The organism is Deltaproteobacteria bacterium, assembly GCA_019308905.1.
Classification (GTDB): Bacteria; Desulfobacterota; BSN033; order WVXP01; family WVXP01; genus JAFDHF01.
The window spans coordinates 15,326-41,228 of sequence record JAFDHF010000048.1; the positions used below are offsets into that span (position 1 = coordinate 15,326).

Here is a 25,903-nt window from a genome sequence, read left to right on the forward strand (position 1 = left end):
GTCAGAGAATCCTCCGACTTCTCATCGGAGGGCATTGCACCTCCCGCACACCTCGTACCAAGGATCAGTCGAGATCTTCGAGCCTCCGTAGCCCCTCCTCAAGCCTCTCTCTTCTCCTACCCAGTTCCTGCTCCTTTGCCTCCTCCTTGTCTACAACCGCTCTGGGGGCCTTGGAACGAAAGGCGCGGTTGGAGAGCTTCCCTCGGACCGACATCAGATCCCTGTCGACCCTCTCTATTTCTTTTTCCAGCCTCCTCCTCTCCTCCATCACGCGAATCCGGTCCAGGGGCATGAACACCTCGAGGCTTCCCGTCACGGCGGTAAGCGCCCTTCTGGGAGGAGTTCTTTCAAGGGTGATCTCCAGTTCGCTCGTGCGAGCGAGGTTTTCGACAAGCCCGCGGTTGCGTTCCAGCAGTTCCTTTCCCTCGGCCGTACTGGGCACCACAACGGCCCGTACCCTCTCTGAGGGGGGAACCAGGAATTCACCCCTCATGTTACGGATCGCAGAAACAGCCTCTCTGACCCAACCTATCTCCCTCTCCGCGGCAGGGTCTGTCCGGCTCGCATCTGGCTTTGGGAATTCTGCCACCATGATGCTCCCCTCGGTCCAGAACATACGCTGCCAGATCTCCTCGGTGATAAAAGGCATGAAGGGATGAAGGAGTTTGAGAATCACCTCGAGCACATGGGAGAGAACGGTTCGGGTCCTTTCCCTCTCGCCGTCCACGGAGTCTCCATATAGAACGGGCTTGATCATCTCGAGATACCAGTCGCAGAACTCGTGCCATACAAACCGGTAGATTCTCTGGGCAGCATCGTTGAAACGGTATTCCTCAAGCCCCCTTACCTCTTCTCCGATCACCCGATCGAGACGGCTCAAGATCCAGCGGTCGGAAATACTCTCCGGTATGGGTAACTCACCGGACGGTTGCCAGTCTTTCAGATTCATGAGGCAGAAACGCGACGCATTCCAGATCTTGTTGGCAAAATGACGGTATCCCTCTATCCTCTCCTCTGCCAGGATGATATCCCTCCCCTGGGCTGCAAGGGCGGCCAGCGTAAAACGGAACGCATCGGTTCCATACCGTTCCATCATCACCAGGGGATCGACCACGTTTCCCTTGGATTTGCTCATCTTCTGGCCCTTGAAATCACGAACCAGGGCGTGAATGTATACGTCCCTGAATGGAACGTCCCCCATGAACCTCAAACCCATCATCATCATCCGGGCCACCCAGAAAAAGAGGATGTCGAATCCCGTAACCAGCGTAGAGGTAGGATAGAAGACCTCAAGGGCTTTGGTTCTTTGAGGCCATCCCAGGGTTGAAAAGGGCCATAGGGCGGAACTGAACCAGGTATCGAGCACGTCGGTCTCAGCTCTAAACCCGCTGCCCCCGCAGACGTTACAGGACGCAGGAGCCGTCTTTGAGACGGTGATCCCACCGCATTGATCGCAGTACCACGCGGGGATTCGGTGTCCCCACCAGATCTGGCGCGAAATGCACCAGTCCTTGATATTCTCCATCCATTCAAAATAGGTCTTTTCCCACATGGAAGGGATGATTCTGGTCCTACCCTGTTGTACTGCTTGTATGGCCTTTTCAGCCAAGGGTCTAATCCTCACGAACCATTGAGTGGAGACCATAGGTTCCACGATGGTCTTGCAGCGCTGGCAGTGCCCCACGCTGTGATGGTAGTCCTCGGTCTTGATGAGCACTCCCTGTCTCACAAGGTCTTCGACGATCCTCTCCCGGCAGGCAAATCGGTCCATCCCGCGGTACGGGCCTGCTTCCCTGTTCATTCGCCCGTCGTCATCGATGACCTTCACCATCTCAAGGCCGTGTCTCAATCCTATCTCAAAGTCGTGGGGATCATGAGCAGGCGTTATCTTGAGAGCCCCCGAACCGAATTCCGGATCCACAAACCCGTCGGCGATAATGGGGATCCGGCGCTTTACCACAGGGAGAACGACTCGTTTGCCTACCACATCCCTGTATCTGGTATCATTGGGGTTCACGGCGACAGCGGTGTCTCCCATGATGGTCTCCGGCCGCGTCGTGACCACGACGATACCGCCTTCCAACCCCTCGAAGGGGTAGACGAGGTGGTAGAGCTTTGCAGGGATCTCCTCGTGTTCGACTTCCAGATCCGACAGGGCCGTCTGACACCGGGGGCACCAGTTGATGATATATTTGTCCCTGTAAATGAGACCGTCCTTATAGAGGCGGACGAAGACCTCCTTCACAGCCTCGGATAGGCCTTCGTCCATGGTAAAACGCTCTCTGCTCCAGTCACAAGACGCTCCCAATCGCTTCAGCTGTTCGATTATCACTCCCCCATACTCTTCCTTCCATTTCCATACCCGTTCCACGAACCTCTCTCTGCCAAGGGCGTGCCGGTCCAAGCCTTCCTTTGCCAGCTGCTTTTCAACTACGTTCTGTGTGGCAATGCCAGCATGATCCATTCCGGGGAGCCAGAGCGTATTGTATCCCTGCATCCTCCGGAATCGCACAAGGATGTCCTGGAGGGTATTGTTGAGGGCGTGCCCCATGTGGAGCGAGCCCGTCACGTTGGGAGGGGGAATCACGATCGAGTACGGGGGATCGGCCGAATTTTCGTCTGCATGGAAGAGGTTCCTCTCCAGCCAGAAATCGTACCACCGCTTCTCAACTTCCTTGAATTCATACCCCTTTTCCCAGTTGAAATCTCTTTTCTCCATATGTCGACCTTTCTAACAGCGGGAGGGCCACTTCGTTTTTCCGCCCTGGGCTCAATGGGTTCCAGCCGCCTGCAGGGCGTATGAGAGCCTTTGTCCAGAGACATGGTGGAGCCTTCGGAGGGGTAGATGATCAGATCTGACCTGCAGGCTTTTCGGACAGAGGGTCGGTAAATAGACTTCAGAAGGAATCTCAGATCAGGGCCATGCGGATGGATTTTTCAAAGCAAGGAGGATTAACCTTCCTTTTGCAGCCTCTCAATTTCCTTCTTGATGGCATTCTCCGCCAGTTCCGGAACCACCTGTTGAATCACCTCTTCAATCCGCTCGGAAGCAACCCGCACAATGCTTTTGGTCAACTCCGGGATTACCCTGTCCGAGATCCCGCTGAAGATCTGTTCAACGGTCCTTCGGACCAAGGATTCGATCCGTTCATCAGGCTTCCCCTCAACCGGAGCGACCTTGGGTTCTGAATCCTCGAAATCCGATGAAAGCTGCCTCTGAAACTCGTCAACTTCCTCTTCCGTGACATCCTCTTTGATCAGTTGCCCTTGAGAGGCAAAGGACGCGGCCGGCCCCTCCAGGGGTTCTTCGAGGATCTCTCCCCCCTCTTCCTCCAGTTCCTCTTCGAATAACTGCTCTTCAAGCTCCTCTGGGGTCTCCGCCCCCGCACCTTCCGTCACGAGGATCTCTGTCACGGTCTCGGCCCCACCTTCGTCAAATCCCCCCTCCTCCTGCCTTTCTAGATCGGATCTCTCCTGAAAAACACCTTCCTCTTGACGATCCTCTTCTGCGAGTCCGACAGCCAACTCCGAAGCCCCGGGCTCCTCCTCGCCCTCTCTGTCACCCTCAGTGCCGACTCCCTCAAACGCTCCGCCTTCCCCCTCCCCGAGCAGTTCTTCGAGCTCCTTGTCGACGGGGAGTTCTTCTATCTCTTCCATGGTCTCGCCCAGGCTTTCCAGATCCTCCAGGGCAAGTTCTTCCACGTCACCGGAATCCGTCACCGAATCCCCGGCGATCGAACCTTCAGATTTCCCAGGGGTTTCAAGCCAAACCGGCTCGGAAGCCCCTTCCCCCTCTCGCCCGGGTTCATCGATGCCTCCGTCTTGAGCAGTGAACTCCGGCTCGACCTCTCCGTCCCTATCTCCAGGCACACCCTCCTCGATGAGGGTCTCCACTTCTTCCCGGAGAGATTCCTCACCCTGCGAACCAACCTCCCCGGTCCCCCCTTGGACGATTTGTTCGGCAAGGGATTCCAGGTCTTCTGTTTCCTCGAGGGAGTCAGGTTTCCGCCCTTCCTCTTCCAGTTCCAGGAGGGTGTCCTCCTCACCCTCTTCTGCCGCTTCCTCAAGAACCAGATCGATTCGCCGATCTATCTCTTCTTCGAGCTCAGTCTGTGAAGCCTTATCGACATGGGTCTCTTCGGCCCTCTCATCCGTATGCTCGACTTCTGCCGTTCCCCGCTCCAGCTCTCCCAAATCCGGCCCGGGGGGCTTCTCGGCCAATTCCTGCTCACCCTGCTGTTTCTCCTGTTCGACCGATTCGATCCCTTCGAGTTCCGGTTCCCCCCCCGGTTCATCCAGATCTATCCCTTCAAGGGATATCTCGTCCAGGGATTCCCCTTCCGAGCCCCCCTCGGCCTGCACTGTCTGCCCCGCGGGCTCCTCGACTCCACCTGCTTCGAGAGAGACACCACCAGCCGTCTCGTCGTCCACTATCTCGGTGAGGTCGATGATCGCCTCCTGATCGTCCTCTTCCCCAATTTCGGTGAGGGCCACCTCTTCCAAGTCGGGCAGCTCTTCCCCCTCAGCCCCTTCACCCACCGGTGCCTCTCCCAGGCCGGGAAGACCGTCATCAACATCACCTGTGATTCTCTCGCTCTCCTCGACCTCAAGAGAGACCGGTTCCCTCTTCAGAAGATCCTCCACAAGAGGCAGAATCTCTTCACTCTTAAGAGGCTTGGTCATGACTCCGTCAGCACCGACCCTCTCCTGTTCGGACTTCCCGATATCTTCAAAGATCCCCGCCAGCAAAACGAAGGGGATTCGCCTGAGCTCCGGGTTCGACTTGACTATCTTGCACAACTCAAACCCGTCTTTATTGGGCATGGTCACATCTGCTATGACGAGATCCGGTTTGTAGAGCTTGATTTTCAAAAGGGCATCTTCGCCGTTTTCCGCAAATATCAGCTGGGAGTCCATGCCTTCGAAGATCTTCTCAAACTCCTCCTGTGCCGAAATATTGGCATCGGCGATCAAAAGTTCCCTTGGCATGTTTGGCCTCCTTTCGCAAGGTCATGAAGGAAACCTGCGAAGGTAAAAAGGACAACGACAACCGGCAGCCCTTTCGGCCCGTGAGACAAAGCCGGGAAAGGGCCTGTGAGACTCAGGTAATCCCTTCCTTCGTGATGAAAACGAGACTTCCAGGACTCTCCTTAGCAAAAAATACGCCATTCCTCCAGGGTGATGATCTCAAATGCCCAATTCTCCAAGGAAACCGAGAAAATCCATCTCCTCTACCAAAGAGTGTTTAACACAATGTCTCCACTTTTTCAACAACCGATCGAGAGGCTTGTTCGCCATGAGATGGGGAACTCCCCCGGGCCGTCTCATTGACAGGTTGGGAGTGGGCGATTATACTGGCAACAGTTCCAGGGACAGGGGAGGACAAGGGTGTCTCGAATCATGGTTACGGGGGGGGCCGGCTATGTGGGAAGCTTCATCGTGAGGGCCCTTTTGCGTACTGGACACGAGCCCATAGTCTATGACAGCCTGGAGGAGGGTCACAGGTCTGCAGTCCTAGATGCTCAACTCGTCCGTGGGGATCTGGCGGATCGCAATGGGACCTACCGATGCCTGCGCCGCTATGGGATCGATTCTGTGATCCACATGGCCGCATACTGTCTTGTTGGAGAGTCCGAACGAGCCCCTTTGAAGTATTTCCAGAACAACGTGAGCAATGGCTTGAATCTCCTCGCCGCCATGTTAGAGGCGGGGGTTAGGGTTATGGTGTTTTCTTCTTCGGCTGCCGTGTACGGCGAGCCTTCCTCGGTACCCATAGATGAAGGAACTACTCCTTATCCGACCAACGTCTATGGAGAGACCAAACTCTACTACGAGAGGATTCTTGAGAAGTGCAGAAGAGCCTATGGGCTGCGTTACGTCTCTCTCAGGTATTTCAACGCTGCAGGTGCTGATAGAGAAGGCGACATGGGGGAGGACCACCGCCAGGAAACCCACCTGATTCCACTGGTTCTGAGAGCTGCTCTGAACCAGAAGGCCATTCTCAGGGTTTTTGGAACCGACTACCCCACTCCGGACGGAACCTGCATTCGTGATTATGTACACGTCGAAGATCTGGCAGATGCCCATATCCTTGCCCTTGAGGCACTCCAAGGCGGACTCCGAAGCACGGTTTACAACCTCGGCAACGGGACGGGGTACTCTGTCATGGAGGTTATAAATACGGCCAGGAGCATCACTGGTAAAGATATCCCCTGGATCAGGTCGGAGCGGAGGCCTGGGGATCCCGCAGTTCTGGTGGCAAGTTGCGAGCGCATAAAGAAGGATCTGGGATGGCGCGTTCGGTTTCCCCGGCTCGAAGAGATCATCCGGACAGCCTGGGCCTGGCACTCCACCCATCCGAACGGATATGCCGACCGCTAGACAATTCGCAGATTAACGGAGTGGAGCCCGATCTTCCCTCCAGGGGCTACCAAGACCTCCCACGCCCCGGACATTGAAGTGAGGACGGAGATGCAACCAGGTGAGAAGTGTGGCGTTTTCGGAATATACGGACATCCAGAGGCGTCGAACCTGACATACCTCGGTCTCTATTCACTGCAGCACCGCGGCCAGGAAAGTGCCGGAATAGTCTCGTCAGACGGAAAGGGCCTCCATTACCACCGGGGCATGGGCCTTGTCTCAGAGGTCTTTACAAGGGAAATAATCAAGGAACTCCCGGGCAGGGCGGCAATCGGTCACGTGCGATATTCGACGGCCGGTGGCAGTCATGTGAAAAACGCGCAACCCTTTGTGGTGGACTACGCCAGGGGCGGTCTTGCCGTCGCCCACAACGGCAATCTCACAAACGCCAGACGGATAAGGGACGAACTCGAGGCCTATGGGTCGATCTTCCAATCGACCATGGACACGGAGGTGATCGTACATCTCATCGCCCAGGCTCGCCAGCCCTCGCTGGCCGACCGGGTTGCGGCGGCCCTCCAAAGACTGGAGGGAGCCTACAGTCTGGTCTTTCTCAGCGACGACCAGTTGATCGCGGTTCGCGACCCCCACGGGTTCAGGCCACTGGTTCTCGGAAGATTGGAAGAAGCCTGGGTCGTCGCCTCGGAAACATGCGCCTTTGATCTGATCGGCGGCGAGTACGTGCGAGAAATCGAACCGGGCGAGGTTCTTGTCATCGACGACAAGGGACTCGAATCGATAAGCCCCTTTGAGAGGACCACCAATTCACTCTGTGTATTTGAGTTCATCTATTTTGCCCGACCCGACTCGGTCGTCTTCGGCCGGAACGTCTACTCGGTGAGATTGGCGCTGGGCAGACAGTTGGCCAGAGAACATCCTGCAGAAGCCGACCTTGTGGTTCCTATTCCGGATTCAGGTTTTCCCGCCACAATCGGTTATGCTCAGCAATCCGGAATCCCCCTGGAGATGGGATTGATCAGGAATCACTATATCGGCCGGACATTCATCGAACCCGAGCAGTCGATCCGCCATTTCGGAGTGAAGATCAAGCTCAACGCAGTGAGGGACATTATCAGGGGCAAAAGGGTAATTCTCGTGGATGACTCGATCGTTAGAGCCACTACAGGGAGAAAAATCGTGAAAATGGTAAGGAATGCCGGGGCAAAGACGGTCCATACCAGGATCAGCTCTCCCCCCATCACACACCCCTGTTTCTATGGCATCGATACGCCTCTGAGAGAAGAACTCATCGCATCTACCCACACGGTGGACGAAGTGGGCACCTACCTCACCGCCGATTCCCTGGGCTACCTGAGTCTGGAAGGACTCAAGGAGTGTGTGGGAGAGAACAGCCACCGATTCTGCTACGCCTGTTTTACCGGGGACTATCCGGTGCCGGTTCTGTTCCGTCAGGAAGATCCTCAACTGGCCCTCTTCTAGAACCCTCCTTTCAAACCAGGCCCCATGGGAGTCGGAGCCCGGTCGGAATCGCATGCAGGTTCTCTCTCGTCCTCGGCTGATGCATCTGCACCGTGGAGAAATCGGCGGACCCGTTCGGTAGTACCGCGATCGATACCGGTGGCACTTTGGAGATCCTCTACCGAGGCCCTCTTGATCTGCCCGAGCGACTTGAAGTGCATCAGGAGCCGCTGTTTTCGCACCTTCCCGACCCCTGGTATCTCATCGAGCACCGAACCGAGATCCCGCCTCTTCCGGAGCTTCTTGTGATAGGAGATGGCGAATCGATGGGACTCGTCCCTGATCCTCTGAAGCAACAAAGTCGCTGCCCTGTGCTTGGGCATGTGGACCGGTTGCTTGACCCGAGGAATGTACACCTTCTCTCCTGACCCGTCCCCCAGCTTGGGACGCATCTCGCGACGTCTGGTCTTCGCCAGGGCGACGGCGTCTACCCCATTGATAGCCAGATCCTTGAACATCTCCAGGACCACCTGAAGATGGCCCTTTCCCCCATCGACCATGACCAGATCGGGCAGTTCGCCCTCCCTGAGCGCCCTGGAGTATCGACGCATCAGGACCTCGTACATCATCCCGTAATCGTCTGGCTGGGAAAGGGTCTTGATCCTGAAACGGCGGTACTTGGACTTGTCGGGCTGACCATCCTGGAATACCACCATGGATCCCGTGGCAGAGGTGCCCATTATGTTGGATATGTCAAAGCACTCGATCCGCCTTGGGGGGCGACCAAGACGAAGCCACTCCCTGAGCTCTTCCAGCGCTGCCTCCATGTTCTCTTCCTGTCTCTGCTTGGCAGAGAAGGATATCCGGGCGTTTTCCTGTCCCATCTTCAGCAGTTGACGGCCGAGCCCGCGCTTGGGTACCATAACCGTCACCTTGCTCCCCTTCTCCTCGGTGAGCCATTCGGCTATGGCACCGGAATCTTCGATCTCCAGGGGGAGGAGGATCTGTTGGGGGATGAGCCTCCCCCCGGCATAGAACTGCTTCACAAAGGAGGAGAGGATCTCCGAATCCGCCAATTCAGGGGGTCGCAAGGAAAAGGACTGACCCTCCACGAGCTTTCCCTGGCGAACAAAAATGACATGGATCTCCACGAGTCCCCCCTCGCGGTAGGAGGTAATCACATCCTGATCCAGGGGCCTGAAGGAGACCACCTTCTGCTTTTCTACGGTCTGCTCGATCGAGCGGATCTGGTTTCGCAGGCGTGCAGCCTCCTCGAAAAGAAGGTTCTCGGAAGCAGAGTCCATCCTCTTTTTCAGAATCTCGATGAGTTGCCGATTCTTCCCCTCCAGAAAAAGGATCGCCTCTTTCACTCTTTCCCGGTACAGCTCCTGATCTGCGAGTCCCACACAGACTCCCAGACACTGGCCCATCTGGTAATACAGACAGGGCCGGCTCCGGTTTCTGAAACTGCTGTTGTTACATCGACGCAACTGGAAGTGCTTCTGGACAAAGCTCAGGGTCTGCCTCACCGCCTTGCTCGAGGAAAATGGACCAAAGTAACGGGCTCCATCATTTCGTACCCTCCTGGTCAGCATCAGCCTTGGGAAAGGATTCTGAACGTCCAGCTTCAGATTGTAGTATGTCTTGTCGTCCTTCAGATTGACATTGTACCGGGGCTTGTGCTTCTTTATCAGGTTGTTCTCCAGGATAAGGGCCTCTTTCTCCGTATCCGTCACCAGCCAGTCGACATCCTCAATCTTGGAGACAAAAAACCTAACAAGAAACCTGGAGTCTCCGGATCCGGTAAAGTACGATCTCACCCGCTGGCTGAGATTCTTCGCCTTACCCACGTAAAGGACCTTCCCGGTCTTGTCTTTCATAAGGTAAACACCCGGCCGACTTGGAAGGTTCTTGATTCTCTCCTCGTCAAACATTTCCAAAGTACCTGCAATTCGGACACATCCCGCCACCCGGTACCCATGCCGGATCAAGCTGGCGGGCGGCAAGGCCGAGACCCATTTCCGAGCTAGACATTGAATCTGAAATGGATTACGTCTCCGTCCTGGACGATGTAGTCGCGCCCCTCTGACCTGAGCAGTCCCCTCTCGCGGGCGGCCTGCTCGGAACGACACTCCAGGAAATCATCAAAAGAGATTACCTCTGCCCTTATGAACCCCCTTTCCATGTCCGAATGGATCCTGCCAGCCGCAGCCGGGGCCTCTGTTCCTCTGGGGACGGTCCACGCCCTCAATTCAGAACTCACAGTAGTAAAGAAGGTCACCAGCCCGAGCACCTGGTAACCGACCTGAATCAGTCTCTCCAGACCCGACTGATCAATACCGAAATCCCTCTTGAAGGCATCTCTTTCAGACTCGGGAAGTTGGGCGATCTCGGCTTCCAGGCTGCCACAGATCGAAACGACGGGGATACCCTCTCTCCCGGCCTTCTCGACCAGGGCCTTGACGTATGAATCCCCATCCCCCGCCTCCTCCTCCACATTGGCCACGTAGAACATCGGCTTTGCCGTCAAAAGCTGCAGCTCCTCGAGTATCCTCAGGGCGTCTCCTTGGAATGCCAAGCTCCTGGCCATTCTCCCCGAGTTCAATTCTTCATGGATCTTCCGGTAGACTTCCAGCCTCTCGGCCATCTCCCTGTTTCCGGTCCTGAGGAGTCTCTCAACCTTGGCCATCCTCTTCTCAAGGCTCTCGAGATCCGCAAGGATCAGCTCCGTGTTTACGATATCGACATCATGGGGAGGATCCACGGATCCGCTTGAATGGGCGATGTCTTCGCCTTTGAAGCACCGCACTACATGGGCAATGGCGTCTACGCTTCTTATGTGCCCGAGAAACTGATTGCCCAAACCTTCCCCCTTACTTGCATTCTTGACCAGGCCTGCTATGTCTCGAAACTCGAGTTGAGTAGGTGTTACTTTCCTGGGTTTGATAATATCAGCGATAAGGGACAACCGCCTGTCAGGGACACTCACGATTCCGATGTTCGGTTCGATCGTGCAGAAGGGATAGCTCGCCACTTCCGCACCCGCCGCTGTCAACGCGTTGAATATGGTCGATTTCCCAACGTTAGGAAGCCCTACGATCCCACAGGTGAAACCCATGACAATTCTCCTGTTAAATCAGAGCCGGAAACACCCCGACAGGACCAACGTGCAGAGAGGAGATCCTTTCTTGGAGCGAAAGCAAAACCGATTTCCAATGCTTTTCCAACTACTTGCCTCCCAGCATATCTTCCTTAGCCAATTATAGCACGCACTTTCCCAAGGGTCCAATTGCCGGAACAGCCCGGCGATCCTGCGTGGGGCAGGGCCCCCTGGCTTGACTCTCCCGTGGCCAGCCATTATATTTACTGGCTGCTCGATGCAATAGTACAAGACGATCGATCCGGACAGCCATGGAGATCATACTCGGCGTCGAAAGGATCAGGCGGTCCTTTCGAAATCCCGTTGCAGCCCTGGGCAACTTCGACGGTGTCCATCTGGGTCACCAGCTAATTCTCGAACGTACAAGAGGGGAAGCGGGCAAGATCGGAGGAGAATCTCTGGTTTTCACCTTCGAACCCCACCCCTTAAAGGTGCTGCGAGGACCCGACTGCCCCCCTCTGATAACGCCTTTCAAGAAGAAGCTGATGCTTATCGAGGGCCTCGGCGTAGACGTGGTTATCTGTGCAACCTTTACAAGGCGATTCTCGGCCATCGGAGCCAGGGAGTTTGTCGAATCCGTCCTTGTAGACCGAATCGGCATCCGGAAGATCGTGGTGGGCTACAATTACTGCTTCGGGTTCAGGAGGCAGGGGACCGTGGAAGACCTGAGACGCTACGGCCGAGAATTCGGTTTCCAGGTCATAGTGGTGGGACCCGTTCGGATAGGGGGCCGGATCGTCAGCAGCTCGGTGATTCGAGGCCTCATCCAGCAGGGCGAAGTGGCCGAAGTGGCCCGTTTTCTTGGTCGTTACTACATGGTTCTCGGGAAGGTGATCTGGGGCACGGCTAGGGGAAGGCTGCTTGGCGTGCCCACGGCCAACGTGGAGATCCTGAACGAACTCTACCCGAAGAACGGTGTCTATGCGGTGAGAGTGCTGGTTGAGGACCAGACCTACGGGGGAGTCGCAAATGTGGGAATGAACCCCACCTTTGGAGGAGATCGATTCTCACTCGAGGTTCATATCTTCGACTTCCATCAGGACATCTACGGCAAGGATATCCAGGTGGCGTTTATCGAAAGGATCCGCAGCGAGAGGGCTTTCAACAGCCCCGAGGCCTTGGTAGAGCAAATTCAGAGGGACATGGATCAGGCACGGAGAATTCTCGCTTCGGAGAGGTTTCCCTGGGAAGAGAAGAATCTCACCACCGATTGATCCCAACAAAGCGCGCCCTTCCACACCTCTCTGTTCCCCTATCTTATCAGATGGCCGAACCTGCGCCACCGGATCTTCCCCACCAGGGTGGGAGAGGTTTTGTCCCATGAAAAATAGATGACAAAGGCACGACCCTTCACGGCGTTCAAACCGACGAATCCCCAGTACCGACTGTCCTGGCTGTTGTCCCGGTTATCTCCCATGACGAATAGGGAACCAGGTGGAACAACCTCGGGGCCGTAGTTATCCCTTACCGAGGCCGTATTCACATGGTTTTTCGAATATCTACCCCATGGGTCTTCCAGGGGTTTATCATTTATGAGGATCTCCTTTCCCACGATCTGGATCTTTTCTCCAGGCAGTCCTATGACCCGCTTGATGAAGTCTTTGCTCTTGTCCTTGGGATAGATGAAGACGATGACATCGCCCCTGTTCGGGCATCTCACGAAGAGCTTCTTGTCGACGAAGGGGATCTTTATGCCATAGATAAACTTCCAAACCAGGATGTGATCTCCCACCTGGAGGGTGGGCACCATGGAGCTGGATGGGATCTTGAAGGCCTGGACCACGAAAGTCCTGATGAACATAGCTATCAAGAAGGCGACAACGATCGCTTCGGTCCATTCTCTCAGTTGACTCTTCTGTGGTTTTGCTCTTTGCACCATGGTGTTCTCTCACTCCTCTGTCGGCGACTTTTCCGGCCTGGGGCACGGCGTGCTGCGTCTCTCACCGCTTCATCTTCGCTCTTTCAGACAGAACAATAGGCTTGAGCCCCTCACTCGCCGCTATGGCCTTCACCCTTTTTCTTGCTTCTTCTCTGTTCCCAAAAGGCCCCAAGCGCACCCTGTACCAGATTCCCTTGTCCAGAACGACGGCAGAGACAACCTCAGCAGCAAACCCCTTTGCCCTGAGATGTTTCCGGAGTCTTTCCGCTCTTGCTTCCTCTCGGAAGGAGGCTACCTGGACATAGTAGACCAGAGGTGTAGGCTTGCGGGCCGGCCCTGCCGGCCGGGACTCGGACGCTGCCTCGCGTGGTACAGACGATCTCTCTCTTGGTGGAGGAGTCTTTCCCTCTTCCTTGAAATCCCTCGTTCCCTCCGTGCCGGGCAGAGCCGCTCTGGGAAGTGATTCATAAAAGGTAAACCGTGCCTCCTCCTTATCCGGGCGAGCCTCTGATTTCGGCCCCTCTACACCGGTTCCGCCTTCCTCGCCTCTCTCCCCCTCCCTGACCACAGCCTCAGGGACTACCCTCTCCTCCGCTTTAGCAGAGAGCGAAGGCTCCCCCCTCGAGGTCGTGGCTGCGGTAAAGTGTTGGCCGATCCAGTATCCCAACAGTGTACCTATGACGAAAATAGCCATATGGGATACGGCGAGAATCGACCAGCCCGCCGGCCCTCCCCTTTCCTCCTTCTGTTGCCCATATCTCTTCAGATCTCGGACCATTACCCGCAGACTCTCCTACATGCGGTTTGGGGCTGATACCCCAAGGAGTCTGAGGTTGTTTCCCAAAACGATGCGGGTTGCCCTTGCCAGAAAAAGCCGTGCCTTTGTGGTCTCCTCGTCATCGCCGATGATTCTCAGGGCCCTGTTCCTGCTCCCCAAGTTGTAGTATGAGTGGAAAAGGCTTGCCACTTCCTGGGCGTAGAAACACAGCCTGTGGGGTTCCAGGGAAAGAGCACTTCCCTCCACGATCTCAGGAAAGGCAGACAGGGTCTTTATGAGTTCCAACTCTTCAGGGAGAGTGAGCCTCCCGATCTGGATCTCTCCAAAGGATGGGATCGGGATGCCCCGCCTCCGGGCCTCTCTCAAGACGCTCGCTATCCTGGCATGGGCATACTGAACATAGTAGACCGGGTTATCGCTCTCTTTCCTCTTGGCCAGGGCGAGATCAAAATCCAAAGGGCTGTCAGACCTCCTCATGAGGAAAAAGAAGCGGGAAGCATCCGGACCCACTTCATCCAACACCTCCCGGAGGGTCGTAAACTGTCCCGCCCTGGTAGACATGGCAAGAGGTTTGCCCTCGATCAACAGGTTGACCAACCGGACCAGCACGATCTTGAGATCCTCTTCCCTTCTCCCCAAGGCCTGGACGGCCGCCTTCATCCTTGGGATGTAGCCGTGATGGTCAGCTCCCCAGACGTTTATGACCGTGTCGAACCCTCTCCGATACTTGTCCCAGTGGTATGCAATGTCTGAGGCGAAATATGTGGTGGACCCGTCGGCCTTTATTAGAACACGGTCCTTCTCATCTCCATAGCGGCTGCTGGCGAACCAGGTTGCACCCTCTCTCTCGTAGACCAACCCCCTCCTTCTGAGATGCTCGATGGCCCGGGTTACCAGCCTCTTGGCATAGAGCCTTCCCTCGCTGAACCAGTTCTGAAAGCGAACCCCGAAATCCCTGAGATCTCCCCGGATGCCCTCCATGATCCGGGAGACCGCAAAAGACGTGCAAAACCGGAGAGCCTCCTTCTCTTCCCACTCGAGGAGATCCCCGCCTCTGTTCCTTGCAATCTCCCTGGCAATGTCGACGACGTATTCCCCCTGGTACCACCGGCTCTCAAAGGAGACGTCCTGTCCGAGAACCTGCCTGTACCTGGCCAATACGGATCTCCCTAGATTCTCTATCTGGCTTCCCACGTCATTTATGTAATACTCCTTCGAGACCCTGTACCCCACGGCTTTCAGAAGGCGGGCCAGCACGTCTCCCGTCACTGCACCCCGTCCGTGGCCTACATGAAGAGGTCCGGTTGGATTGGCACTGACAAACTCCACCTGTATCCGCCTTCTCTGCCCTATTTCGCTTTTGCCGTAGCTCCGTCCCTCCTGCTCAATCATGCCGAGGAGGCGAACCCAAGCGTCCTTCCGAACAAAGAGGTTTATGAACCCCGGCCCCGCAACCTCCACCCGATCTATCAAACCCTCAGAATCGACGATGTTCTCTACTATGGCTTGGGCCACGACCCTGGGAGGTCGACCGCCACGGGAAGCGAGAACCATTGCAATATTGGTTGCGTAATCCCCGTGATCCCTGATTCTCGGGATCTCCAGGGAGACCCGGGGAATCTCTCCTCCCGGGATGCCCTCCCCTTTCATGGCTCTCTCAGCAGCCGAGGCGAGAATATCTTTGAGCGCTTCTTTGACGGTCATCCCTTTTCCAGTAAGTCGGGGATTCTCTCCCCCCAACCTGCCACCAGGCCCTCCGGGGAACACAAGGGACCGCCCCGCAAACCCGTGATCTTCCCCCCACGGGCATTTTCAGTGACGCCTGAGCATAGAAGGAGACCCCCCTTGCCCGGCAATTTCCTGTCTCTCAATCTCTTGGGAAGTCTGGGGAAGCGGCAGGGCAGGGTCGCAGATATCCCTGTAAGTGGTTGGCCGGCGATCGGAGAGGAAGGGATACTCCTTGCGGTACCGGCCGATCTCGCTGAAATCCACATCCGCAAATACGATCCCCTCTTTCATCCCGCTGGGACCGGCGACGACCTCTCCGTCCGGCCCTACACAGAAGCTCTGACCGTAAAAGTCCTGTCTCTTTTCGCTTCCCACGCGGTTCACCCTCATAATGTAGACACCGTTTGCCAGGGCATTGGCACGAATCATGGTCTGCCACCGGTCCTGCGAGGCAAAGGCCGCCGCCGTCGGCGAAAATACAATCTGAGCGCCCTTCAAGGCGAGGCATCTCGTCCCTTCAGGAAAGAAGTTATCCCAGCATATCTGGATACCGATTCTACCGTGGGACGTGGGGAAAACGGTTAGCCCCGTGTTGCCCGGAGCGAAATATGACCTCTCCTCCCACAGGGGGATCTGGGGAACATGGACCTTCCGGTAAACACCGGCGATCTCGCCTCCGGCATCGATCACTGTGGCCGAGTTGTAGAAGCCTCCCTCAGAGTCCTTCTCAAAAATCGGGCAGATCAAGACCACATCCTTGTCCCTTGCCAGGGGCCTGATCGCTTCGACGGTGGGTCCGTCAAAGGGTTCGGCGAGGTCGAAGCTTTCCCTGTCTATCTCCTTCGGAAACCAGTGGGTGTGAAAGAGTTCCTGAAAGCAGATGATTCTGGCCCCGCGGTCTGCAGCGAGACATGCCAGCCTGAAGGCCTTTTCAACGTTTCTCTCCTTGTCTTCACTGCAAGCCATCTGAATCCCCGCCACCTTGATCACAAACACCCCCTGCCACACTGAATCGGTACGGCCGAATCCTCACCTATCCGCGTCGGGCTCGTCGACTCTGGAAAGGCCCCGGGGAGCCAAACCCAGCGTCAAAACAGAAAAAAAATTCTAGCAGAGCCCAACTGGGCTGTCAAGGCTCGGGGCGGCGAGACTGCCTCCCGTTCTGGGGAAAGCTCTTGTTCGACAGCCGAGGAACACCCTTATAGATCGAGAGACGTTAGGACATCCGCCTCGGAAGGCGGAGACCCCCTTGAGCCCGGGCCCCCTTGCCTTTTTGCTCCACCTCAGTATAATGATTGCTGGAATCCCACAGGGGCTCGGGTGGTGCATCGATGCGACTTCTTGTCGTGGAGGACGAGAGAAAGGTCGCCAGCTTTCTAAAAAAAGGATTGGAGGAAGAGTATTATGCCGTGGACCTCGCCTATGACGGCGAGGAAGCCCTCTACATGGTAGAGGTGAACGATTATGACCTCATCCTCCTCGACATCATGCTTCCGAGAGTCGACGGCATGACCGTTTTGAAGCAGATAAGGAAGGGTTCCAACTCGGTCCCTATCCTCCTGTTGACGGCCAAGGATTCGGTGGAGAGTATCGTGGAGGGCCTCGATGCGGGGGGGGACGACTACCTCACCAAGCCCTTTGCCTTCAGTGAACTTCTGGCGCGGATCCGTGCCCTTCTCCGGCGCGACAGGGAAGCAAAGACGCCTGTTCTTCAGCTCTCAGACCTGAGGCTCTCCCCGCTGACCCATGAGGTCACCCGCGGCGGCAAGAAGATCCCGTTGACGGCAAAAGAGTATGCCCTCCTCGAGTACTTCATGAGGAATCCAAACAGAGTGCTTACGCGCACCATGATATCCGAGCATGTGTGGGACTACCATTTCGACACGGATACCAATGTAGTCGACGTCTACGTCAACTTCCTCAGAAAGAAGATCGATCGAGGGTTCGATGTGAAGCTGATCCACACGATTCGAGGCGTCGGCTACATGATGAAGGAGTAAGAAGGTGAACTTCCAGAGCATTCGGTTTCGTCTTACCCTTTGGTATGTAGCGATCCTGGGAGTTATCCTCTGTTCTTTCAGCGGGTTTCTCTATCTCACCCTTTCCCGGAGCCTCCATCATTACATGGATGCAAAGATCAAGACCATAGCCGACTTTGTCGCCTCCTCCTACTCGAGTCCCTATGCCAAGTACGGGGTTAACCTGGATCGAATCGTGGAAGAGGCGACCGGCATGAGACCCACCGGCAAGTTCATCCAGGTTTTGGACACGACAGGACGGATCGGCCTGAAATCGGGCAATCTCGGAAGGTTTCAGCTTCCCATTTCCATCCGAGCCTTGAGAAACGCGTCCAGGGGAAGGGTGACCTTCGAGACTAATCGCACCATAGGCACCTCTCCCATCCGGATCGTGACCGTTCCGATCGTTGCAGGGCATCGCGTCACCAATATCGTCCAGGTGGCCAGTTCCCTCGAAGACATGGAGAAAGCCCTACATACCCTCCTTCTCATCCTTTCGATTACGATTCCTTCGGCTCTGGCAGTGGCAAGCCTCGGTGGAAATTTCCTGGCGAACAGGGCCCTCAGGCCGGTGGAGGAGGTGACCAACACGGCCAGGGCTATCACATCCCATAACCTCAACAGGAGAATCCGAATCAAGAAAGGCAAGGACGAGATCGGCCGTCTCGCTGAAACCTTCAATGAGATGATCTCCCGCCTTGACCGTTCTTTCAAACAGATGCGTCAGTTCAGCGCAGATGCCTCTCATGAACTCAAGACTCCCCTGACGGTTCTGAAAGGGGAAATCGAAGTCGCCTTGCGCAGGGAGAGGAAGAATGATGAATACTGGAGGAGATCAATAACATGACAAAGATAGTGGATGACCTCCTTTTGCTCTCCCATGCCGACAATGGAGAGGTTCCCCTTACAAAATCCATGATCGACCTTTCTCATTTTCTCTCCGAAATCCAGGCCCAGTCCCAGCTTCTCGCCACCGCCAAGTCTATCCACGTCTCCTTTCATAAGAACCGAAGCATCTATGCTCTGGCAGATCCTCTCCGCTTGAAATCCATGATGCTCAACCTTGTTGAGAACGGGATCAAGTACTCCCCAGAGGGGAGCCGAATCGATATCGCCTTGGAAGAAGATGACGGCTTCGCCCTGATCACCGTCAAGGACCACGGCATCGGCATCCCACAGGAAGCACTGCCCCATGTCTTCGACCGTTTCTTCAGAGTCGACAAGGCCCGTTCCCGCCATGAGGGCGGAACCGGCCTCGGCTTGAGCATCTGCAAGTGGGTGGCCGAGGCGCACAACGGGAGCATATCGGTCAAGAGTGAGTTGGGAAAGGGGAGCACCTTTGCCGTAAGGCTCCCCACGATGAGTTGATCGCCCCCGGTCTGACCTGGTCAGTCTCCGCTCACTGCCTGTTTCTCGTCCTTCTCCACAGGGAATAGGGGACCGGGAGCAACGGGCTCTTTGTCCAGAGGGATTTTCATTCCGTCAGTCTCTTGGTAGCATGTGAGATTTTTCGTCTATCTGCCTGTATGTGTTCCCACGGATGCCCCGGAAAAGGCCGTGACCGGGCAGAAGCCGCAGGCCTGGAGCGTCGGGGGTGACCATTTGTGGCACTCATTTTGCAAAATCACAGTTTCTAATCTCACTGAACCCCGGGGATAGCGATGACCAAACGGCTGGGTGAACTCCTCATAAAGGCGAATCTGGTGACTCCAGATCAGGTAAAAAGGGCCCTAGACGAACAGAGAGTGACAGGGGGGAGCATCGGGACGAACCTCATCAAACTCGGCTATGTTGACGAGGACACCCTCTTAACCTTCCTGGGCAAATACTACCACGTGGAATCCGTCAAACTCTCTCAGGTCCACATCGACCAGAAGGCCACCAAGCTTGTCCCCTCTTCGATCGCGAAGAAGCATCTCCTCATCCCGGTCAAGAGGATAGGCCCGAAACTGATTGTTGCCATGTCGGATCCAAGCAACATAGTCGTCATCGACGAGATCAAGTTCATCACCGGTTACAATGTGCAACCCGTGGTGGCAACCGACAGGGATCTGGTCCAGGCCATCAAAAAGCACTATGGCGGAGGGGGAGAGATAGCCGGGATGGGTGCCACAAATCTGGATGCCAGGGATTACACCCTGGAAGACACCCAGTCCGAATCCTTTGAGAGTTCCTTTGATGATTCCCTGGAGACCGTCGATGTGAGCGACTTCGACAAACTCGTCCATGGAGCCGTGGACAACATCGAAGTGGTTGAAACGGGAGAAGAGGACGTCAGTATCGAGGATATCGATGCTCCCATCATCAAACTGGTTAATGGAATCCTTATCAGAGCGATCAAGGTGGGGGCCAGTGATATTCACTTTGAACCTTACGAGAAGGTATTCCGGGTCCGATACCGTACCGACGGCGTGCTTCGAAAAGTCATGGGCCTTCCTCTCCAGATACGGAACGCCATAACTTCACGCCTGAAGATCATGGCCCGCCTGGACATAGCCGAAAAGCGCCTTCCCCAAGACGGCCGGATCAAACTCCGGCTCGCCAAAGGCCGGGAGATGGACTTCCGTGTCTCCGTCATTCCGACGATCTTCGGCGAAAAGGTTGTCCTGAGAATCCTGGATAAGTCGTCCCTCCAGCTCGATATGACCAAACTCGGCTTCGACCCTGAAAGCCTCAGACTCTTCCAGGAGGCCTTCCACAAGCCGGTCGGCATGGTCCTCGTAACCGGGCCCACAGGGAGCGGCAAGACCACAACCCTTTACTCTGCTCTCGTGGAACTGAACAAAGAAACAGACAACATCATGACAGCGGAAGACCCGATAGAATACAATTTCATGGGTATCAACCAGGTGCAGATGCACGAGGAGATCGGCCTCACCTTCGCCTCGGCGTTACGATCGTTTCTCAGGCAGGATCCCGATATCATCATGGTAGGTGAGATCCGTGACTTTGAGACCGCCCAGATCGCGATCCAGGCGTCCCTCACGGGCCATATGGTGCTCAGTACGGTGCATACAAACGATGCTCCGAGCACAATCAGCCGGCTCATCGATATGGGGATCGAACCCTTTCTTATCACCTCCTCCGTAAACCTCATCCTGGCCCAGAGACTGATTCGCAAGATCTGTCGTGAGTGTAAGGAAGAGGTCGAGATCAGCCCCAAGGTTCTGGCTGGCCTGGGCGTACCTCCCGAGGAGATCGAGGGATTTCGCGTATTCCGAGGTAAGGGTTGCCAGATGTGCAACGGGACAGGCTACAAGGGAAGAATCGGCATCTACGAGGTAATGCCCGTGACCGACGAACTTAAGGAGCTGGTGCTGTCCAGGGCATCCAATTTCGACCTGAAGAAGAAGGCGATCTCGCTGGGGATGAAGAGCCTGAGACAGGCTGGGATCATTAAGATCAAGGAAGGATTGACCACTATCGAAGAAGTCCTGCGGACCACCATGGATGACCGTTAGCCGGCAAACCCATCCAAGGCCGAACAGATTCCCTTGTGCTGAACAGTGGGGACGATGAGGAGGAGAAATGGTAGAGCTGAAAAATCTCTTAGAGGTGCTTATCGAGAAAAAGGCATCCGACCTCCACATAACCACGGGTTCGCCTCCTGTTATCAGGATCGACGGGAAGTTGGTCAGGCTCAACACAGAACCCCTCACCGCCACCGATACCAAGAGACTCTGCTACAGCGTGCTGACAGATGCCCAGCGCCATCGGTTCGAAGAAGACAACGAGTTGGATTTCTCTTTTGGAATAAAGGGGCTGAGTCGTTTCCGCGGGAACATCTTCGTCCAGCGAGGGGCAGTGGCCGGGGCGTTCCGCACGATACCCTATGAGATTCTCGATTTCGAAAAACTCGGCATCCCCCCTTTGATCAACGAGTTACTGACAAAACCAAAGGGATTGATTCTCATCACCGGCCCCACCGGGACCGGGAAGTCGACCACCTTGGCCTCCATCATCCAGAAGATCAACGAGGATCGCTCCGCCCATATCATCACAATCGAGGACCCGATCGAGTATCTCCATACCCACAAGAAATGCATCATCAACCAGAGAGAGGTCAACTCCGACACCCAGAGTTTTGCCGAGGCCCTAAGACACATCCTTCGGCAGGATCCGGATATTATTCTCATCGGCGAGATGAGGGACCTGGAGACCATTCAAGCGGCCCTCACCATCGCAGAGACCGGCCATTTGACCTTTGCCACACTCCATACCAACTCCTGCGTTGAGACGATCAATAGAATCATCGACGTATTTCCACCCCATCAGCAACCCCAGATTCGGGCTCAGCTGTCCTTTGTCCTGGAAGGGGTCCTGACCCAGCAGTTGCTTCCCAAGATATCGGGCGGGCGATGCCTGGCCATGGAGATCATGCTTCCCAACCCAGCGATCCGGAACCTGATCCGCGAGGACAAGGTACACCAGATTTACTCTCAAATGCAGGTAGGCCAGTCCAAGTTCGGCATGCAGACGATGAACCAGTCCCTCCTGTCTCTTTACCAGAAGGGGCTTGTCTCCCTCAACGAGGCCATGCAGAGGAGCTACAACATCGAGGAGTTCAAACAGATGTTGTCCAATATCGGGGTCTCAACATCAAGGACCGCCGTCCGGAGTCGAATGCGCTAACCGTGCCTGACAACAGGGCTTGGAGGTCTTCGACTGCCGGTCTTCTGAATTTCAATCATCGGAGGAATGTCGCCCATGCCAGTCTACAAATGGGAAGGAAAAACCCTGAGGGGAGCCATCAAGAGGGGTGAGCTGGAAGCCGCAAGCGAAGCGGCTCTCAGGATCCAACTCCGCCAACAGAATATCATTCCCACCAAGGTTCTCTCAAAGGGAAAAGAGATAAAGCTCCAGTTTTCCCTCGGCGGTCGCAAGATCACGGAGAAGGCCATCGCGGTCTTCACCCGCCAACTTGCCACCATGATCGATGCCGGCCTTCCCCTTGTACAATCCTTGGACATACTCGCCACCCAGCAGGAGAACAGGAGCTTTAAGCAGGTCCTCAGCACGATCAAGGACGACGTGGAATCAGGATCCACCTTTGCTGCCGCTCTGGGGCGCCACCCGAAGGTGTTCAACGACCTCTACGTGAATCTCGTCGTCGCGGGCGAGGAGGGAGGTATCCTCGATAATATTCTCCTCCGGCTGTCAAACTACATCGAGAAGGCCGTGGCCCTGAAAAAGAAGGTGAAGTCGGCTCTGGTCTATCCCATCGCCATCGTGGGTGTGGCGGTCATCGTCGTGACCATCCTGCTTATCTTCGTGATCCCGGTCTTTGAAAAGATGTTTCTCTCGGCCGGCCACAGCCTTCCCCTTCTCACCCAGATCATAGTCACCATGAGCCGACTTCTGAAAAGCTACTTCATCTTCGTGGTGGCCGGGTTGGTCATTCTCGGCATCGGCCTTCGTAGATACCACAAGACGGGATCCGGAAGGAGAAACATAGACGCTCTTCTCTTGAAGGTTCCTGTGTTCGGCATGCTTTTTCGGAAAATCGCCATTGCCCGATTTTCCCGCACCCTGAGCACCCTGGTGAGCAGCGGGGTACCCATTCTCGACAGTCTGAACATCGTGGCAAAAACAGCCGGAAACCAGATCGTCGAGGATGCCATTATGAGGGCTCGGAGCAGTATCAGTGAGGGCGAGACGATTGCAGAACCCTTGACACGGGCCGACGTCTTCCCCCCCATGGTGACGCAGATGATATCGGTCGGAGAGTCGACTGGATCTTTGGACACGATGCTCGGCAAGATAGCCGACTTCTACGACGATGAGGTGGACACCACGGTCGCCACTCTCACCTCTCTCTTGGAACCCTTTCTGATGATCTTTCTTGGAGGCACCATCGGTACCATCGTGGTGGCCATGTATCTCCCCATATTCAACATGGCTTCGGCGATCGGATAGATAGAAGTCGGGAGAAGCTCATGGAGCTTCAGAACCACGGTCCTTCTCGGGCAGTCATCCACAGAAGGCTAAAAGTCCTGATGGCGGCAAGGGTCCTGATTGTCAGCCTTCTTCTAGGCGCTTCGGCCCTGATCCAGGCAGGCAGCGAAAATACTCCAATAATCACCCCTAGTAGTTCGCTCTACCTGCTCATCGGACTCACCTACACTTTGACGATCATCTATGCCCTAGTCCTCAGAAGGACGCGCAATGTCTATCGATTTGCCTATGCTCAGATCCTGTTTGACACCGTCTTTGTCACCGCCCTTGTCTACTTGACCGGTGGAATAGAGAGCCTCTTCCCCCTGGCTTACATCTTCTCAATCACCAGTGCCGGGCTCCTTCTTTCCAAACGGGGCACATACATGATCGCCGGTGTCAGCGGCGCTCTGTACAGCGCCACCCTGGGGTTGCAGTACTACGGCCTGATACGTCCCAGCGCGGGCTCGGGATTCTTCTTTTACACCGGCCAGGATGTTTTTTACCGCGTCTTCCTCTATCTGCTGGCTTTCGCGGTTGTAGCGGCCTTGGTCAACCACCTCGGAGAGGAGCTCAGACTCAAGGGCAGGGAGCTGAAGCAGAAACAACTCGACTATGAGAAGCTCGAGGCCTTCCATCAGAATATCATCGAGAGTCTCGACAGCGGCCTGATCACCACGGACCGGTCCGGAAAGGTCTCCTTTCTAAACAGGACTGCCTATCGGATTCTCGGGATAGACCGGTTCTCCCAGGTCTCTTCATACCTGGACGATCTCCTGGCCGTCTGCCCGTCCACGGCTTCCGGCGAATCGACAGGCTGGGAAAAGACCGCCAGGCGCGAAGAGATCGGCTTCAAGCGGCCCGACGGCAAGTACATCCACCTGGGCCTCTCCAGATCTTCCCTGAGAGACATAAACGGCGCCGTGGTGGGATCGATTCTGATATTTCAAGACATAACCCGAATCAAGGAGATGGAAGAGCAAATCAAGAGAACCGATCGCATGGTTTCCATCGGCCAGATGGCGGCAGGTCTCGCCCACGAGATCCGGAACCCTTTGGCCTCCATGACAGGATCAATCCAGGTTCTCAAGGAGGATATCAACCTTACCGAAGAGAACGTGAACCTTATGAATATTGTTATCCGTGAGTCAGAACGGCTCAACCGTCTGGTCACGGATTTTCTTCTCTTTGCACAGCCTCCGAGAAGCGAACTCGTCCCCATCATTCTCAACCATCTCGTTGACGAGACCCTGCAGATGCTGAAGAACTCTCCCAAGTTCAACGGGCATATCTCTGTCTCCCGAGTCTTCTCTCATCAGGTTCGCGTACTCGGGGATTCCAATCAACTGAAACAGGTCTTCTGGAACCTGTTGCTCAACGCCGTTCAGGAGATGAAAGACGGCGGCCTCCTCCTGGTAAAACTCGAGAAGGAGGACGGCAGCGCAAAGCTTTCCGTCTCCGACACGGGGAAGGGAATAGAGAGAGAGAATCTCGGTAAGATATTCGAGCCCTTTTTTACGACCAAAGAGTCCGGAACAGGTCTCGGTCTGGCCATCGTCCATCGAATAGTGGAGACCCACGGAGGCCGGATTCGGGTGAAAAGTGAAGTTGGAAAGGGAACGACTTTCTCCGTCTTTTTCCCCGAGATCGGCCGGAGCTGATGATACGGAGACCTTCGAGAGCGGTCCCTATGAGAAACCAAAAAATACTGGTAGTAGACGACGAGAGGAGCATGAGGGAATTCCTGGAGATCATGCTCACCAAGGAAGGCTACGACGTCCGGACGGCCAGCAACGGCAAGACAGCCCTTTCCCTGGCCGAGAAGGAGCTCTTCGATCTGGCCATTCTCGACATACGGATGGCAAAGATGGACGGTATAGCGACTCTCGGCCATCTCAAGGAGATCTCCCCTGAGACCGTCGTCTTGATGATCACGGCTTACGCCTCAACCGATACGGCCATACAGGCCATGAAACAGGGTGCATACGATTACATCACCAAGCCGTTCAAGATCGAAGAAATCAAGATGACGATTCAGAAGGCGCTGGAGAACAGATCCCTCCAGGCCGAAAACACCCTTCTGAGGCAGGTTGTTGAAGAGAGATACCGCCTGGGAACGATCATCGGCAAAAGTGAAAAGATGAGAGCCATTTTCGACCTCATTAAGAAGGTCGCTCCCACGAAAACCAACATTCTCCTGTCAGGCGAGAGTGGAACAGGCAAGGAACTGGTCGCAAAAGCCATCCATTACAACAGCCCCAGGAAGAACCAGCCCCTCGTGGTTCTCAATTGTGGTGCCATCCCCGAGAACCTTCTTGAAAGCGAGCTCTTCGGCCACATGAAAGGTGCCTTTACGGGGGCCATCTCCAACAAGCGAGGGCTTTTCGAAGCCGCCGACGGGGGCAGTATCTTCCTGGATGAGATCGGGGAGCTCCCCCTCGCCATGCAGGTGAAGCTCCTCCGGGTGATTCAGGATCGCGAGTTTACCAGAGTGGGCGGCACCGAGCCGATCCGTGTGGACGTTAGGATCATCTCCGCCACCAATAAAGACATAGAAGAAGCCGTCC

Annotated in this window: 19 protein-coding genes; 11 read left to right on the forward strand and 8 right to left on the reverse strand. The window is 55.5% G+C overall.

The features are described 5' to 3' along the window. Positions 1-64 precede the first annotated feature (64 nt). Both JRJ26_14650 and JRJ26_14655 read right to left on the reverse strand, forming a co-directional pair. Positions 65-2,719 carry a valine--tRNA ligase gene (locus tag JRJ26_14650; GenBank protein MBW2058731.1) on the reverse strand — a complete coding sequence of 885 codons (2,655 nt, stop codon included), beginning with the start codon at positions 2,717-2,719 and terminating at the stop codon, positions 65-67. A gap of 233 nt (positions 2,720-2,952) precedes the next feature. Beyond that, positions 2,953-4,989, reverse strand: coding sequence for a response regulator (locus JRJ26_14655; GenBank protein MBW2058732.1), 2,037 nt, complete (start codon positions 4,987-4,989; stop codon positions 2,953-2,955). Positions 4,990-5,400: 411 nt separating this feature from the next. On the opposite strand from JRJ26_14655, the gene galE reads away from it, so the two are divergent. Both galE and JRJ26_14665 read left to right on the forward strand, forming a co-directional pair. Beyond that, positions 5,401-6,381, forward strand: coding sequence for a UDP-glucose 4-epimerase GalE (galE, locus tag JRJ26_14660; protein ID MBW2058733.1), 981 nt, complete (start codon positions 5,401-5,403; stop codon positions 6,379-6,381). Positions 6,382-6,471: 90 nt separating this feature from the next. Continuing rightward, a complete protein-coding gene (locus JRJ26_14665) occupies positions 6,472-7,860 on the forward strand; it encodes an amidophosphoribosyltransferase (GenBank protein ID MBW2058734.1) in 1,389 nt (462 codons plus the stop codon). Here the strand turns inward: JRJ26_14665 and uvrC are convergent. Further along, positions 7,857-9,773: an excinuclease ABC subunit UvrC gene (uvrC, locus tag JRJ26_14670; protein MBW2058735.1), complete on the reverse strand. Its 1,917-nt coding sequence runs from the start codon at positions 9,771-9,773 to the stop codon at positions 7,857-7,859. The two genes, JRJ26_14665 and uvrC, sit on opposite strands and share 4 nt — an antisense overlap. A 92-nt stretch (positions 9,774-9,865) precedes the next feature. Then, positions 9,866-10,957, reverse strand: coding sequence for a redox-regulated ATPase YchF (gene ychF, locus JRJ26_14675; GenBank protein ID MBW2058736.1), 1,092 nt, complete (start codon positions 10,955-10,957; stop codon positions 9,866-9,868). A 293-nt stretch (positions 10,958-11,250) separates the two neighbouring features. Between ychF and JRJ26_14680 the strand changes: the two genes are divergently transcribed. Next, a complete protein-coding gene (locus JRJ26_14680; GenBank protein ID MBW2058737.1) occupies positions 11,251-12,213 on the forward strand; it encodes a bifunctional riboflavin kinase/FAD synthetase in 963 nt (320 codons plus the stop codon). A gap of 38 nt (positions 12,214-12,251) precedes the next feature. Here the strand turns inward: JRJ26_14680 and lepB are convergent, their stop codons facing one another. The 4 genes from lepB to JRJ26_14700 all read right to left on the reverse strand — a co-directional run bounded on the left by lepB (position 12,252) and on the right by JRJ26_14700 (position 16,374). Then, positions 12,252-12,878, reverse strand: a complete 627-nt coding sequence (gene lepB / locus JRJ26_14685; protein MBW2058738.1) for a signal peptidase I — start codon at positions 12,876-12,878, stop codon at positions 12,252-12,254. 61 nt (positions 12,879-12,939) lie between these two features. Further along, positions 12,940-13,656, reverse strand: a complete 717-nt coding sequence (locus JRJ26_14690; protein ID MBW2058739.1) for an SPOR domain-containing protein — start codon at positions 13,654-13,656, stop codon at positions 12,940-12,942. A gap of 15 nt (positions 13,657-13,671) precedes the next feature. Next, entirely contained in the window at positions 13,672-15,360 is a 1,689-nt protein-coding gene (locus tag JRJ26_14695; GenBank protein ID MBW2058740.1) for an arginine--tRNA ligase, read from the reverse strand. A gap of 108 nt (positions 15,361-15,468) precedes the next feature. Next, the gene (locus JRJ26_14700; protein MBW2058741.1) at positions 15,469-16,374 is read right to left on the reverse strand and encodes an acyltransferase; all 906 of its coding nucleotides are present in this window, start codon (positions 16,372-16,374) and stop codon (positions 15,469-15,471) included. 341 nt (positions 16,375-16,715) lie between these two features. Between JRJ26_14700 and JRJ26_14705 the strand changes: the two genes are divergently transcribed. The 8 genes from JRJ26_14705 to JRJ26_14740 all read left to right on the forward strand — a co-directional run. Continuing rightward, complete coding sequence (locus tag JRJ26_14705; GenBank protein MBW2058742.1) at positions 16,716-17,384, forward strand: response regulator transcription factor; 669 nt, start codon at positions 16,716-16,718, stop codon at positions 17,382-17,384. Between the two features lie 4 nt (positions 17,385-17,388). Further along, positions 17,389-18,249: a HAMP domain-containing protein gene (locus JRJ26_14710; GenBank protein MBW2058743.1), complete on the forward strand. Its 861-nt coding sequence runs from the start codon at positions 17,389-17,391 to the stop codon at positions 18,247-18,249. After that, positions 18,246-18,770 carry a hypothetical protein gene (locus tag JRJ26_14715; GenBank protein ID MBW2058744.1) on the forward strand — a complete coding sequence of 175 codons (525 nt, stop codon included), beginning with the start codon at positions 18,246-18,248 and terminating at the stop codon, positions 18,768-18,770. The genes JRJ26_14710 and JRJ26_14715 overlap by 4 nt, the downstream gene beginning before the upstream one ends. A gap of 293 nt (positions 18,771-19,063) precedes the next feature. Beyond that, positions 19,064-20,863 (forward strand): type IV-A pilus assembly ATPase PilB, encoded by a 1,800-nt coding sequence (gene pilB / locus JRJ26_14720; protein ID MBW2058745.1) that lies wholly within the window; start codon positions 19,064-19,066, stop codon positions 20,861-20,863. Positions 20,864-20,930: 67 nt separating this feature from the next. After that, entirely contained in the window at positions 20,931-22,034 is a 1,104-nt protein-coding gene (locus JRJ26_14725) for a type IV pilus twitching motility protein PilT (protein MBW2058746.1), read from the forward strand. Between the two features lie 75 nt (positions 22,035-22,109). Further along, the gene (locus JRJ26_14730; GenBank protein MBW2058747.1) at positions 22,110-23,318 is read left to right on the forward strand and encodes a type II secretion system F family protein; all 1,209 of its coding nucleotides are present in this window, start codon (positions 22,110-22,112) and stop codon (positions 23,316-23,318) included. Positions 23,319-23,338: 20 nt separating this feature from the next. Beyond that, complete coding sequence (locus JRJ26_14735; protein MBW2058748.1) at positions 23,339-24,997, forward strand: PAS domain S-box protein; 1,659 nt, start codon at positions 23,339-23,341, stop codon at positions 24,995-24,997. Between the two features lie 29 nt (positions 24,998-25,026). Continuing rightward, a partial coding sequence (locus JRJ26_14740) for a sigma-54-dependent Fis family transcriptional regulator (GenBank protein MBW2058749.1) occupies positions 25,027-25,903 on the forward strand: 877 nt, incomplete at its 3' end.